This window comes from Allorhodopirellula heiligendammensis (assembly GCF_007860105.1).
Taxonomy (GTDB): domain Bacteria; phylum Planctomycetota; class Planctomycetia; order Pirellulales; family Pirellulaceae; genus Rhodopirellula; species Rhodopirellula heiligendammensis.
On sequence record NZ_SJPU01000002.1, the window covers coordinates 1,060,797 to 1,074,451 of the forward strand.

Genomic DNA, 13,655 nt, shown 5'->3' on the forward strand with positions numbered 1-13,655 from the left:
TTAGTTTCCCCAGATGTATTGAATGGTCAGTACAGTCGGCGACTTCGATATCGTCAACGAGACGCGGAGTTCCTCGATAGATGGTTGCCCTGGGACGCTTGCAACGAGATCGATTGGATGTCCATCGCTGAGTCGTATTAGGAGCCCGTCATCGACTTCAAAGGCACGTTCACCAGTTCTCGCAATGGACTTGCCGGTGGCTACACGGAAGGTGACCTGCCCCTCACTCTCGTCGGAAACAAAAGTGATCGTCCGGCGTAACATCGGCGCAGAACTCGTCGCGTCGAGCTCGTTCACGAAGTAATCGCTCACGTGGATCTCACCGAGAGAGTACCGAAAAGTGGGGCGGCGGAGATGGTCGAGCGAGTAGCCGCGGAACTGATGATGGGGCGGGCGTCCATCGTCAACTATCCACGGCGACTGCGGTTTCCCCAGTTCGGGGCCCTTCGCGAATTCCACTAAATCGTCACCGAGCGGCCGCACCACGCCGTGCCCCTGGCTCCGCCACACACCCGCTGGGTCTGCGAACACACCCTTCCAGATGGTCGCCAACCGCATTTGTTCGGCGTCATAGGCGATGTTAAGACCGCCGGGATAACCGACCCCGATGCCTCGTTTTCCGATACCTGGGTAGGCGCGTCGGAGCATCACGGCTTCCTCTGTTGCCAGCAGCCGAATCGGCTCCTGAACCAAGCCGCGCGGGGTCGCCGCTTGCCGTCCATCGAGCAAATACAGCCACAACGCTTCGACTTGATTGTTGGCATCACCTTCAAGGATATCGTCTCTCATCGCTTGTCCCTGGGGCCAAAACGTCGGCATCACCGTATTGGGACTTAGCCGCTGAGGATCGAGCATGTAGTGATAAAACCAATCCTTTTGCAATCGTGCAGCCATCTCAGTCAGATCGACTGCAGGCATATTTGCGGATTGCTTGAGTTGGAATGTGTGGCAGGCGATACAGTTCAATCCATCCGTACCAGCCAACTGAGCCCCGACTTGGCGTGTGGCTTTCTCGTCGGTAAACGTCCCATGTGAAATGGCGGGTAGTTCGTCGACTGCCGCGAATTGGTCGACCAGATGCGCGACGTTTTCAGCGTGATACTGTGGCATCCGCGTCTGCATGTACGGCCGAATGGCTCGTCCACTGACGAGCACCTGGCGCAGCCATGTCGGTTTCAGTTTAGCCCCGACCTGAGTCAATGTCGGTGGTATACGACCCTGCGGTCCCAGGTTGGGATTGGTCGTTTGGAAATAGGTATCGCGATCCGATGCGATACCGCCGAGTTCATCACGACGATGACAATTCAAGCAGCGAAACGCGGTCAACGTGACTGCAATCTGATCACGATCGCTCAATTTCTTCGAAGGCCGAGAAATCGCCGCTCGCATCTGGTCACGTTGCTCCGAGGTCGTGTCAAACTGCGGCCATGTTCCCCTCGCATCCGACAAGCAGCCACGCTCGGGATTGACTTCTGACAACGACAATAGATCCGTTGGCGCGGGATCGTTTGGGGGTGTGAGACGCTGTTCGGTATGGCAGTTCACGCACCGGAGTTCGTGTAGGCGTTTCTGCCCCTGCGCTGCTAATTCAAGATCGACGGCGAACGTGTAGTTCCATTCATTCGTTGCATCCAAGCAGAGATAACTCGCAAGGTCGATCGCCTCCCAGTGCGTTAAACGCATGTTCGGCATTCGCTCCGACGGTCGAGCTTGAAGCGGGTTTTCTAGAAAGCTCGCCAATGACGCAACGCTGTACTTTTCGGGAATGCGTCCCAAGGGCACCGAGTCACCTGGTAAGGTCTCGCGACCTGACTCGTCGCGAGGTGAATGACAGGCAACGCAGCCGACCGAATGAAACAGTTTGTCACCTCGCTCGGCCGCATCGGTGTCAATGTCTTGCCGCGTGAAATCACGCTCTCCAAGCGACACGATGTAGTGAGTCAATTGCTTGGCCGCCAGCTGCCGATCTTCGTTGCTGAGCTCTGTCATCACATCGGGCATCAGCGTGCCTGTTTTGGTCACGTGAGGGGCGGCGATGAACTCGAGCAAGTGATGTGGGTCGACGTTCTCGGCAGTCCAACGCAAGTCAGGCGCATGCTTGGCGACGGTGGTATGGGACGGCAAGTCATCGCGATGGCAGGCGGCGCAATTAAATTCGTTGAGCAGCACGACCCCCTGCAGTTCCGGCGACAAGGTTTGGCCCGCCGTCGGAGTTGTGACCGGCGGGGTGCCGGAACTGGGTGACCCTGTCGAATCCATGGCGGTCAGTTGCATGACGTAGCGAGCCAGATCTAAGAACTCTCGACGGTTCTTCAATTGATCGACAATGTTATCAGGCATCGCTGACTGCTTGCTCGGGAATCTCTCTTCGATGTCGGCGAGTTTCAGTGTGATCGCTGGTGCACCGGGTGTTGCCGTTTGCAGGGTCAGACTTTCGTCCTTTGAGCTAACAATGCGCCCCGTGAGAACCTCGCCATCGACCGTCAAAATTCGCGTCGATTCGTATCCCTTCCGAATGGACAAGGAGGGCGTCAGGATCGCTCGAACCACGTCGACGTCGGAGATCTGCTCGCCCAAACGTGTCAAATTAGGGCCCGCGAGGTCCACACCGCCAGTTGCGTGGCACTGGGTGCAGGCCAGCTTGGGGCTGGTGTAGAGAATGGAACCTCGTACGGCGTCGCCGTGCTGGCGAGAGTCCTCAGCGAGTGTCAGGGGGGACTCAGTTTTTAGCTTTTCTGAGAGTCTCTCTGCCCGAGATGCCTCCATGGTCAACAAAACCAACAGCCATACAGAGACTTTTACAGACAGATTTGTGAAATTCATGGCTCAGGTTCTCGCAGCAGACGTGGCTGCGATATTTTAGCATAGCGTGGCCGAACCGTCGGACTGGCCGAACCCGATTTTTAAGGCACCATGGTAGGCTGCCATGTTGCTAGCCCCTGGCACAGCCTGGCGGATCTATTTTGCCCGCTCGATCAGATTGCGTAGCGAGGGCGAGATACCGGTGGTTCCTCTGCCCCCAATCTGACTAGATGGGTAGAGCTTTTCAACCGCGTCGCCGCGTAGAAGCTTTTCCGCGACGCTCAGCACAACTGATTTCTCGAGTGGTTTGATTACGATTGTGGTGGCTTGAAACTCGTCTGCAAGATCGCTCATCTTTTCGTCGGAGAGACTGGTGATGACGATGATCGGCAGCTGGTTGCATTTCGGGTCACCGTCGCTCCGGAGCTGGCGGATGAGATCCAACCCACTCATGCTGGGCATCTCGATATCCGTGATAAGCAAGTCGCAAGGAACGCGTTTAAGGTGCTGCCACGCCTCTCCCCCATTCGATCCGGTGAACGTCTCCACACCAATTTCTCGCATCCATCGCTTAAGCATTTCCCGCGAGCTGCGGATGTCGTCGGCAATCACGCATCGCGGCGCTACCAAATTTTCGTCCATGTTTCCAGATACCTGCGGGCGGGGCAATGCGGTGGGGCTGAGCAATTGCATGACATCGAACTACGATGAAGGCACCGTGTTCAGTTCGCAATTAAAATGGGGCATCAGCTCAACGGTGGCATCCCAGGGTCGAGAACATCAGTGATGACCTGCGCCCTTGCTGATCGCTGTGCCCCTCGCTGTGCCCCTGTTGATCATTAATGGACAATCTGTAGCAACTCTCGTTCCGTTTGGCAACTTAGGTACCGTTGTCAATTGGCGAGCGAGGTCATGATGTTATCGTGCCACATCGCCATTTCTCGCGGTCAGATTCGTTACCCATTGCTGGCGCGTTTCGGCTAGATTAAAAGTCTGGCCGCAGGGAGAGATGCACGAGTTACACGCTAAACCTACTGCCGGAACGCTCTAATTAGGAGAACTGTGGTCGATGACAGATCAATGGATTCAAGGCGAACTGCCCGACGACGTGCTGGTGGAGCTACAGGAAGCAAAAGAGACACTCGAACATCACGGACTTGCTGAGCGGTTGACCGAGCTGATGGGGGCACCGATTACGGCATCGATCAAGCTGTTGCCGTCCATCGCGGAGGACGCCCTGCACTCGGCTGTGGAGAAATCATTGCAGGCAGCGCTCAAGGTGGCCTTGCGGACCCTCGGTGAGGAGACGCCCAATGGGAAACCCAAGTTGTTCAGTCATAAATTGATGGCGGGGCTATCAGGGGCTGCCGGGGGAGCGTTTGGACTCTCTACCGTCGCACTCGAACTGCCAGTGTCTACCGTGCTGATTCTCCGTAGCGTCGCTGACATCGCGAGGTCGCAAGGCGAAGACCTAACCGATGTCAAGACTCAGCTCGCTTGCTTGGAGGTGTTCGCGATCGATGGCGGTGATGAGGGGGATGGCGGGGACGATACCGAAATCGGCTATTTCGCAGTCCGTGCAGCCATGAGCAAACAGGTCGCAGACGCGTCGAAATACGTCTTGAAATACGGTGTCAGCGAGACCGCCGCACCGCCGCTCGTCAAGCTCCTGCAGATGATCAGCCATCGCTTTGGAGTGGTGGTCAGCGAAAAGCTGGCCGCTCAAGCAATTCCCGTGATCGGTGCGGTGGGTGGTGCATTGATTAACAGCTATTTCATCGATCACTACCAAGAATTGGCGCGTGCTCACTTCACCGTCCGCCGGTTGGAGCGAGAGTACGGCAAATTGTTGATTGAAGAGGCGTACAACAGGATCGATGCCGCCCGATCCACATCGTGAAATCTGCCTGAACTGACATTCACTCGCACGGGTAGCACGTCCATTCGAAGACGCGGTGAAACCGGGCACTGAGAGCCTAACAAAAATTGTTTTTTGGCCATTTTGGCCGTCGCAGGCAGGAGCGATTTCGCTAAATTGCTGCCGCAAAAATAGTTGTTGTGTTTCTTCCGCTTTTGCTCCGCGTCTATGCTCGAATCGACACATTTGCCAGCCGGAATGTACGGCGTTTTTCTCGGTGCGTTGCTGGTCTATTGTGCTGGCTTGTACTTGATCGGTTGGCTTGCCCAACGCCGCATTCAAAATGTCGAGGACTTCGTCCTGGCGGGCCGCCGCTTACCGACATCCCTGGCAGCGATCACGATCATTGCCACCTGGTTCGGTGCTGAGTCTTTGATGACAACGGCCGACGAAGTTGGCAATGAGGGACTTCGTAAAGCCATGCTTGATCCCGTCGGAATCGCCTTGTGCTTGCTATTGGCTGGGCTGTTCATCGCAGGACCGATGTGGCGAATGGGCATCCTCACCGTTTCGGATTTCTTTCGCGTTCGGTACGGAACCGCCGCCGAAAAGTTGGCGTCGTTGATCATCGTGCCCAGTTACTTCGGTTGGGTGGCGGCCCAGTTCGTCGCCCTGGCCCAAATCCTCGAAGTTTTCTTTGGGCTGCCAAAGGAGGTGGGGATCATTCTCGTTGCTTCGGTCGGCACCGGTTACACGCTGATGGGAGGGATGTGGACAATCACCTGGACCGATGCCATCCAGATGGGATTGATCCTGATCGGACTCTTGGTGCTGGGGCACGCCATTTTGATCTATCTTGGGGATGGCAGTGTCGCTGCTGGGATCACCACCATGCGCACTGACATCGCCGACAGCCGCTGGCGAATTGCGGATCCTGAAACATTCTGGCGGGATACGATGGTGGCTGTTAGCGCACTCGCGATCGGTGCGTTGGGCAATCTACCCATGCAAGATTTGATGCAGCGAATCTTTTCTGCGCGGAGCGACGCGGTGGCGGTCAAGGCATGCTTGGTAGCCAGCGGCGGGTACCTGTTGATGGGGATCCTGCCTGTCGGTACCGGCATGGCAGCCCATTTGTTGCTACCGCGTGAACACGGTGAACTCGATGGCGTCGTCGTGATGGTTGCGGCTAAGTTACTCAATCCCGCGTTACTACTGGTTTTCTTCCTAGCGATTGTTTCGGCGGTATTGTCGACAATCGTCAGTGCCGTGATGGCGCCCTCGGCGGTGATGGCTCACAACTTGGTCGAGCCCGCTTGGCGGCTACGCCGGACTGCACCGCTCTCACAATCCCAACTCTTGTTGCTGCAACGTGGTGCAATCGTGGCAGTGACGATCGTATCGGCGGTGCTGGCGTTGAGTGGGCAAGGCGCGTATGAACTCGTGCAAGCTTCCTACTCGATGGCGTTGGTCAGTCTGTTTGTTCCCTTCGTCTTTGGGATTCACAACAAACGCCTGCCACCGCAGGCGGCGTGGTTCGCCATGGGATGGGGCATCGCGGTATGGATGCTTCACTTTGTCTGCGGTTGGGAGATGTTTTTCGAGCCCTGGCTGGGGCCGCTCGGGTGGGCCATCCCTCACGAATTGGCTGGCATCGCCGTCAGTCTCGCTGGGCTACTCTTCGGAATCGTGGTCGCCAAATCAACACCACCTCCGATCCAAGACCCCGACGTATCGATGTAAGCGGGCTTGCCCATCCACGCCCGGTTAAGCAAAGTGGCTCGGCCGTCATCTCTCGGCAGACGAATGCCTTAAGGCACCCAGTACGCGGATCGCTACTGCGTCAACCAAATCGGTCCCACCACAGCTTGATACGAAGCCCGGCGAGCTTGATACGAAGCCCGGCGGAAACCTAGTCCGCTGCATCCGGGGGGTAATCCACCAGAGGACAAACAGGAGGACCTGCCGCCGGTGTCGAAGCGGAGGCAACTATCCACATGGCGGCGCTTGCCTAATGGGGCCGCGTGAATCGCTTGCGCTGCTGTTCGATGCGGGCGTGATCGTCACATTCCGCCAAGTGATCGTTGACCATTCCCACCGACTGCATGAAGGCGTAGCAAGTCGTGGGACCGATAAACTTCCAGCCCCGGCGTTTGAGTTCCTTGGCCATCGCGTGTGACTCATCCGTTACCGGGCGGACATCGTTGCGGGTAAGCACCTTGGGGCTGCTCTCAGGTTCATAGCTCCAAAAGAACGCTGCCAATGAACCGTCGGTGGCTTGCATTTCGAGGGCCCGCGCCGCATTGTGGATCGTCGCTTCGATCTTACCGCGATGACGAATGATCGTATCATCAGCGACCAATCGCTGCACATCCTCCGCGGTCATGGCGGCAACGGACTCAATGTGAAAGTCGTGGAAGGCAGTGCGAAAAGCCTCACGGCGACGCAGGATCGTCAACCACGACAGGCCGCACTGGAATCCTTCCAAGCAGATCTTTTCAAAAAGATGTCGATCGTCGGCGGTCGGGTGTCCCCATTCATCGTCGTGGTAGTCGCGATACATCGCGTCGGCCCCACACCACCAGCACCGTTGGCGGCCCCTGGGATCAATCGAGATGTCAGCGAGATGCTTTCCTGCAGCCTCACTCATCAGGCGACTTGGTGGGTTCGGGGGTTCCCAACAGCGAGACAATACAGCCAATCCCCACCATCACGATCGGGCCAAAGACAATCGCCAGCAGCGGTTCGAATGGACTCGCCCATCCCGAGAGCGACTCGGGCCAGTACGCCGAGCGGGATGCCGCCATCCATGCGACCAACATCACTCCGACTGCGGAAGCTCCAATGGCACCCGGACTACGAATCGCAGGTACCAATACCCCCAGTAAAAACAGGCCGATGATCGCTGCCCCTAATACGCCGGACAACAACCACCACACATCCAGGGCGCTTTCGGTGAGGCGAATCAAAGCCAACGCCATCATGGTGCCCATCACTCCCCATGCGATCGTCGAAAGTCGCAGCACACTGACGTCTTCCGCGTCGGTGGAGTTGGGCCGTATCAGTCGCTTGAAAAAGTCGCTCATGACGAGCGTTGCCGATGAGTTGAGCGAGGTCGAAACCGTGCTCATCGCAGCAGCGAAAATTGCCGCGATTAATAGTCCTCGCGCCCCTTGGGGCAAATGGGATGCGATGAAGTGCGGGAAGACGCGATCACCCAAGTCCCGCTCGGAGAGAGCCGCGGCTGTTTCGGACAGCTGCAAATCATAATCCGGTGCATCGAGAGGAATTCCCGCCTGCATCAGCTTCTGCTCAGCAACAATGACGCGGACTTCCTGGAGATCAGTCGGATGACTTTCGTAGTACGCGTACAACGACGACCCGATGAATAGGAATAGAGCGCTCACGGGAACGTACAGCAGCGCGCCGAACCACACGCTTTTCGCAGCTTCGTGGTCGCTTCGCGCTGCGATGTAGCGTTGGATATAACTCTGGTCGATACCGAAATTTCGCAGGTTATCAAAGATCCCATAGGCGAAGATCACCCAGATCGTCTTTTCTGAAATGTCCCAAAAGGTAGCGTTTTCAGGGGATAGCGAGAATTTGTTGGCGGCGTCGGCAACTTCGATGACTTCGGATGGTCCGCCCGGCATATCCCACAGGAGAATTCCGAGAGCCAGCAAAGCCCCTGCTAATAACACCACGGCCTGAATCGCGTCAGCCCAGATGACTGCGACCAGGCCGCCGACGAACGAGTAAACCGTCACGGCCACGCCGGTACACAGAATGACGGTGCGAATGTCCCAACCAAATAGCACCGCCATCGGGAGAGCCATCAGGTACATGACGACGCCAATCCGCGCGATCTGATAGAGCAGGTAGAAACAACTCGCGTAGATTCGAGCCCACAATCCAAAGCGGCGTTCCAACAGCGAATACGCCGAGACCTCCCCAGAATGCCGATACAGGGGCACGAAAAAGCGTACCGCGATCGCCGCCGCCAACGGCAACGCCAGCGAATACACGAACACATTCCAGTTATCGACAAAGGCTTTGCCAGGCAGTGCCAAATAGCTGATGCTGCTTAAATAGGTGGCGAAGATCGACAAGCCACACAGCCATCCCGAGAGCGTTCGCCCGCCAGCACTAAACTCTTCCGCAGAGTTGTTACGCCGCCAAAAATACAGTCCCAATCCAAGGATACCAACGAAGTATCCCAGCAGGACTGCCCAGTCGACGCCAGTGAAAAAAGTTGCGGCGATCACAAGCTCTCCACGCTGCGAAGGATTTCGGCCACACGGTCTCGCTCGGGCTGAGCAAAAGCGTGAAACGGATCGGCCGGTAGGTCACCGCAAATGCCGATTAACGACGCGGCCGCCTTGGTCGCTTTGATATGCCGAGAGGCGTATTTGCCAATCTCATAGATGTCTTGGAAACGATCGATCTTGCGCTGCGACAACTGCTGCTTGGCGGCATCGCCATCACGCAACGCCTCGTAACAATCGTTGAACAAACCGGGCATGACGTTGGCACCACCACACACGCCACCATCGCCCCCGAGCGAGTGAGCTTCGGCGAGTTTGGCTTCCGGCCCGAGCAAAATGGACCAATCCGGACGCTCCTGCTTCAACTCGCACAGACGTGCGAAGTATTCCATGTCACCGCTGCTATCCTTCACCCCCACGATACCTTCGAGCGATGAAAGTCGACGCAGAGTTTCGATCTCAAACCAGACCTTGGTTAACTGCGGCATGTTGTAAAGCATCAGCGGCAGCGGAATTAACGGTTGGATGTTCTCCACATAAGACGTCAACTCGGTCTGCCCAGCGGGAAAGTAGTATGGCGTTGTCAGAACTGCCCCATCGGCACCGCACTCTGCGGCATACTCCGCCAAGTTCACGGTTTCGACAAAAGCGGTATCGGTGACGCCCACCAGCACGGGAACTCGGCCGTCTACCAAACGAATCGTTTCCGCAATGAGTTCGCGGCGCAGTCGGTAGCTCAAGCTCGGTGCCTCGCCAGTCGTCCCCAAAATGAACACGCCCACAGCCCCACCGCCAATCACGTGGTCGAGCAATCGGGCGAGCCCTTCACGATCGAGCACGTCACGGGCGCTCAGCGGAGTGATCAAAGGCGGCACAATTCCGCGAAGCGAGAGTGCGGACGAGTGCGAAGACACGGACATAGGTACTTTCACAAAGAAATAGATCGAGGAGACTAAGAGTCTATAGATCATACGCGGTGCGTGAATGATTGGAAAGTGGACCGCACCGCGAGAGTCAAACGCTGCGAACCCGGGGTGATCGAGACCCGCTCCCGCCGCATTGCTTCCCCACCCCGTCCCACAGTGGCTTCACTTTAGAATTCGATGATCTGGTTATCGTCAACAATTTCGCAGGGCACCGAGAACCGCGGGTCAGGCTGCTCCAGGGAGATTGGGTCAATTGGGCTGATGTGGGTTAAAAATACCCGTAACGGCTGGACACACCTACTGACTTCCGCGACACGCTCGGGGTAGCTGTGGCCCGTTTTTACTGCCCAATCCCGCTGGTGATCGTGGAAGTTGCATTCATGCAGGAGAACATCGGCGCCGTGCATCCACCGCAGAATCTCTGGATCGGTGGCCCCCGTGGTATCGGTCGCGTAGACGAGCGAGCGTTCGCTCGCGGAGCCTGGCGTGGGGCTGGGCCAATCGATGCGGTAGGCGACGGATCCACCCGGGTGAGTTTGCGGTCGCCACGTCACCCGAGCTCCTGCAATATCCAACGACAGATGCTCGCCGAGGGCTTGATTCGCATCGATGGCATGCCAGGTCACCGGCAACTGGGCTGGGAAAATGCACTCATTGACCAATAGGTTTTGCACCGCAGCGAGTTTTTCGGCTTCCCCCCACACCCGGACTCGTTCGACGGGGCGTTGGTATACGATGCCGAGCAGAAAGGTCAGTCCCACAATGTGATCTAGATGGGCGTGTGAGAGCAGAATATCGATCGTATCGGTCTGGATCAGCGATGGCAGGCGAAACATGCCTGTCCCCGCATCGAGCACCAGCCCTGATTCGGGGAGGAAGTAACACGACGTGTGCCGCGTCTCGTTGGGGTGATAACCGGCCGTACCGAGACAATGAAGCTGCATGCGTAGCGAGGTCGAGGGAGGTTGTTGAATTCCGTAGAAGTCGTCAATTTACACTGATTCGTTGTGTTCATGTTTTTCCACGCCCTGATCAATCGGTATCTCCCGTCATCGCCGTGAGTCCAGTCCCAACGCCGACCACGATCGCTCCCACGCCGCACCAGTCTGCCGTATCGATTCGCTCCGGCACCGTCGAGTTCGCGGGCGGTCATCGGGCTGTTGCATCGGTCGATGTGGACGTCCGGCGAGCGGAGCGACTGGCGATCGTGGGCCAAAGCGGTTGTGGCAAAACGACACTGCTGAGAGTGATCGCGGGGCTGCAAGGACTCACCAGTGGCGATTGCCATCGCAGCACCGATTCGACCTCCTTCGTATTTCAGCAACCTGCGTTATTACCGTGGCGGCGCGTCCTCGACAACGTCACGCTCCCACTGGAGCTCCACGCTCGCAGGCGGCTTGCTCATCGAGATAGCGGGGCGTCGCCGTCACCGCGTCAACTGGCCCTCGCCGCCCTCGCCGAGGTGGAGCTGAGTAACGCCATCGATCGGTTCCCTCATCAGCTCTCCGGGGGCATGAAAATGCGCGTCTCCATCGCTCGGGCGCTTGTGACACGTCCTGATCTGCTGCTACTCGATGAACCATTCGCTGCGCTGGATGACCTACTGCGGACGCAACTGGGCAGCTTGGTCACCCAGCTCTGGCGCGTCCACCAGTTCACCATGGTACTGGTGACACACAACATCGCCGAGGCAATCGCCCTGAGTGATCGCATTTGTATCATGCACGCAGGCCGGATCGAGGCGGTCTTTGACAATCCGATCGCGAGCGTGACAAGCGATGTGGCATCGGACAGCGAGTCCGACGTGCGACGGACCGCAGCCTTCGGCGAATTTTACGGCGTGATCACTGACCGTTTGCGAGCGGCGGCGGGACCATGAAACAGTCCACCCACGAAGCGATCGTGAGTGCCCTGAGTGTCGTCGGGGTCGCGGTGTTCGCCGTGCTCATTTGGCATCTCAGTGTACGGATTTTCGAACTGCCTAAGATTCTGCTGCCGACGCCCGGGCAAGTCGTCAGCGCGGGCTGGTTGCGACGAAACGAACTGATCTCAGCGAGCGTCGTGACATTCATGACCGCAGCGGTGAGCCTGCTGGTGGCAATTCTACTGGGGAGTGGAATGTCAATCTTGTTCAGCCAATCACGATTGCTCCGTCGTGCACTGTTTCCTTACGTGGTGTTTCTGCAAACCGTTCCGATTGTCGCCATCGCACCGCTGTTGATCATTTGGAGCGGCTACGAGTTTCGCACAGCCGTGATGGCGACAGTGATCATCTGTCTGTTTCCGATCGTCAATAACGTGACCATGGGCTTGCAAGCGACGCGCGTCGAACATCAGGATCTCTTTCACTTGTATGGTGCCTCCCGCTTGCAAACGCTGGTCCGGTTACAGATCCCCAATTCCATTCCCTATCTGCTGCTGGGGGCTCGAATTAGCAGCGGATTGGCGGTAATTGGAGCAATCGTCGCAGAGTTTTTTGTCAGCAATGGGGCTAACTACGTGGGGCTGGGGGCGTTGATGACCCGCTGGCAAGGTCTGTTGCAAACCGACGCATTGATCGCCGCCTTGGGAATGTCCACACTCTTAGGGCTGTTGCTGTTTTCCGCAGTGGACTGGCTCGGACGAATCTTCTTGAGTCGCTACACTCGGGTCGACTGAATTTCGCGGTGAAGCTGTGCACATGCTGATCCGACGCGCCAGCGAGGGACGACCCGGGCGGTCGCGTCGGATGAGTAACGCAGCAGGCCGTCACCAGCACAGCAGCGAATACCTACCGTTCTCCCCAATGACTACTGACGTGCTCAATTTTCATTTTTCAATAGTAACACGCCTCGCACTGGCAATCCCCGCTCTCCTGATGGCTGGCCAGGGATGTTCCTCTCGTAGCGACACGCAATTGGAACGTGCCGACGGTTTGCAGTTGACTCCTGTCAGTGTGCAGCTGAACTGGTACCCGGAGGTTGAGCATGGAGGTGTCTACGAAGCCCTCGTCAATGGTGCCTACCAGGACCGGAATCTGGCCGTTGAGATCAAACCTGGTGGGCGTGAGACGCCCGTTGCCCCGGAGTTGTTGCTCGGTCGCAGTCAGTTCGCGATCACGAACGCGGACGATGTCGTCCTGTTCCGGGCGCAGGGTGCAGACATCGTGGCCGTATTCGCTGCGGCGCAAAACAATCCCCGTTGCCTGCTCGTCCGTGCTGACAGTGGTGTCGAGGGATTCGATGATCTGGCCGGCATCACGCTGCAGTGCCAACCTGGCCGCGCGTTCCTGCCCTTTCTACGCAAACGCGGATTCCTCGACGAGGTTCGTGAGGTACCCTACTTCAATTCCATCGCGGGTATGGTTGACGACCCGAAGATGGCCGTTCAAGCGTACGTAGTTGCCGAGCCCATCCTCGCCCGCCAGCAAGGTGTGGACGTGCGCACGCTCATGGTCAGCGACCTGGGATGGAACCCCTATTCCAGCGTGTTGGTGACGACGGGCACCCTGATTCGAGAGTCGCCAGAACTGGTGCGGGACTTCGTCGCCGCCACGAAGACCGGCTGGGCCGATTATCTAGCTTCGCCGCAGCTTGCCAACGAAGCGATCTTGAAAGCCAACACGCACGGCATGACCGCTGACGTGCTGCAGTTCGGTGCCGAACAGATGCGGCCGCTGGCGTACCCCACCGAGTCAACCGAACTCGGAGAAATGACGCTACCTCGCTGGCAAGAGCTCGTAGACCAGATGAAGGAGATCGAGGTGATTGGTCCAGATGCCGTGCGGGCGGAGGACTGCTTTACAGACGAATTCCTGCCGTAGAA

General features: G+C 57.5%; 11 protein-coding genes. 5 read left to right on the forward strand and 6 right to left on the reverse strand.

Translation table 11 applies throughout. The features are described 5' to 3' along the window. Both Poly21_RS14300 and Poly21_RS14305 read right to left on the reverse strand, forming a co-directional pair. Entirely contained in the window at positions 1-2,823 is a 2,823-nt protein-coding gene (locus Poly21_RS14300; RefSeq protein ID WP_146407646.1) for a c-type cytochrome, read from the reverse strand. Between the two features lie 135 nt (positions 2,824-2,958). Beyond that, positions 2,959-3,495 carry a response regulator gene (locus tag Poly21_RS14305; protein WP_302118924.1) on the reverse strand — a complete coding sequence of 179 codons (537 nt, stop codon included), beginning with the start codon at positions 3,493-3,495 and terminating at the stop codon, positions 2,959-2,961. Between the two features lie 376 nt (positions 3,496-3,871). Between Poly21_RS14305 and Poly21_RS14310 the strand changes: the two genes are divergently transcribed. Together Poly21_RS14310 and Poly21_RS14315 are read left to right on the forward strand one after the other, a co-directional pair. Beyond that, positions 3,872-4,702 (forward strand): EcsC family protein, encoded by an 831-nt coding sequence (locus tag Poly21_RS14310; protein ID WP_146407647.1) that lies wholly within the window; start codon positions 3,872-3,874, stop codon positions 4,700-4,702. Positions 4,703-4,888: 186 nt separating this feature from the next. Next, a complete protein-coding gene (locus Poly21_RS14315) occupies positions 4,889-6,403 on the forward strand; it encodes a high affinity choline transporter 1 (protein ID WP_146407648.1) in 1,515 nt (504 codons plus the stop codon). 268 nt (positions 6,404-6,671) lie between these two features. On the opposite strand, the gene Poly21_RS14320 is transcribed toward Poly21_RS14315, so the two are convergent. From Poly21_RS14320 to Poly21_RS14335, 4 genes are all read right to left on the reverse strand, one after another. Next, on the reverse strand, positions 6,672-7,310 hold the full coding sequence (locus Poly21_RS14320; protein ID WP_146407649.1) for a DNA-3-methyladenine glycosylase I: 639 nt from the start codon (positions 7,308-7,310) through the stop codon (positions 6,672-6,674). Next, a complete protein-coding gene (locus tag Poly21_RS14325; protein ID WP_146407650.1) occupies positions 7,303-8,925 on the reverse strand; it encodes a sodium:solute symporter family protein in 1,623 nt (540 codons plus the stop codon). Before Poly21_RS14325 ends, Poly21_RS14320 begins: the two co-directional genes overlap by 8 nt. Then, a complete protein-coding gene (locus Poly21_RS14330) occupies positions 8,922-9,845 on the reverse strand; it encodes a dihydrodipicolinate synthase family protein (protein WP_146407651.1) in 924 nt (307 codons plus the stop codon). The genes Poly21_RS14325 and Poly21_RS14330 overlap by 4 nt, the downstream gene beginning before the upstream one ends. Before the next feature lie 173 nt (positions 9,846-10,018). Then, positions 10,019-10,795, reverse strand: a complete 777-nt coding sequence (locus Poly21_RS14335) for an MBL fold metallo-hydrolase (RefSeq protein ID WP_146407652.1) — start codon at positions 10,793-10,795, stop codon at positions 10,019-10,021. A 113-nt stretch (positions 10,796-10,908) separates the two neighbouring features. On the opposite strand from Poly21_RS14335, the gene Poly21_RS14340 reads away from it, so the two are divergent. Genes Poly21_RS14340 through Poly21_RS14350 form a run of 3 tightly spaced genes read left to right on the forward strand, consistent with a single transcriptional unit; the run spans position 10,909 to position 13,653 of the window. Continuing rightward, positions 10,909-11,730: an ABC transporter ATP-binding protein gene (locus tag Poly21_RS14340; protein ID WP_302118925.1), complete on the forward strand. Its 822-nt coding sequence runs from the start codon at positions 10,909-10,911 to the stop codon at positions 11,728-11,730. Next, positions 11,727-12,509, forward strand: coding sequence for an ABC transporter permease (locus tag Poly21_RS14345; RefSeq protein WP_146407653.1), 783 nt, complete (start codon positions 11,727-11,729; stop codon positions 12,507-12,509). The genes Poly21_RS14340 and Poly21_RS14345 overlap by 4 nt, the downstream gene beginning before the upstream one ends. 22 nt (positions 12,510-12,531) lie before the next feature. Then, positions 12,532-13,653, forward strand: a complete 1,122-nt coding sequence (locus Poly21_RS14350; protein WP_436967499.1) for an ABC transporter substrate-binding protein — start codon at positions 12,532-12,534, stop codon at positions 13,651-13,653. Positions 13,654-13,655 lie beyond the last annotated feature (2 nt).

What these genes read in the sequence shown, in the direction of transcription:
- Poly21_RS14330 (WP_146407651.1), bottom strand. Translation starts at nt 9,845, where the DNA reads ATGTCCGTGTCTTCGCACTCGTCCGCACTCTCGCTTCGCGGAATTGTG.
- Poly21_RS14345 (WP_146407653.1), top strand. Translation starts at nt 11,727, where the DNA reads ATGAAACAGTCCACCCACGAAGCGATCGTGAGTGCCCTGAGTGTCGTC.
- Poly21_RS14335 (WP_146407652.1), bottom strand. Translation starts at nt 10,795, where the DNA reads ATGCAGCTTCATTGTCTCGGTACGGCCGGTTATCACCCCAACGAGACG.
- Poly21_RS14320 (WP_146407649.1), bottom strand. Translation starts at nt 7,310, where the DNA reads ATGAGTGAGGCTGCAGGAAAGCATCTCGCTGACATCTCGATTGATCCC.
- Poly21_RS14315 (WP_146407648.1), top strand. Translation starts at nt 4,889, where the DNA reads ATGCTCGAATCGACACATTTGCCAGCCGGAATGTACGGCGTTTTTCTC.
- Poly21_RS14310 (WP_146407647.1), top strand. Translation starts at nt 3,872, where the DNA reads ATGACAGATCAATGGATTCAAGGCGAACTGCCCGACGACGTGCTGGTG.
- Poly21_RS14350 (WP_436967499.1), top strand. Translation starts at nt 12,532, where the DNA reads ATGCTGATCCGACGCGCCAGCGAGGGACGACCCGGGCGGTCGCGTCGG.
- Poly21_RS14305 (WP_302118924.1), bottom strand. Translation starts at nt 3,495, where the DNA reads ATGCAATTGCTCAGCCCCACCGCATTGCCCCGCCCGCAGGTATCTGGA.
- Poly21_RS14300 (WP_146407646.1), bottom strand. Translation starts at nt 2,823, where the DNA reads ATGAATTTCACAAATCTGTCTGTAAAAGTCTCTGTATGGCTGTTGGTT.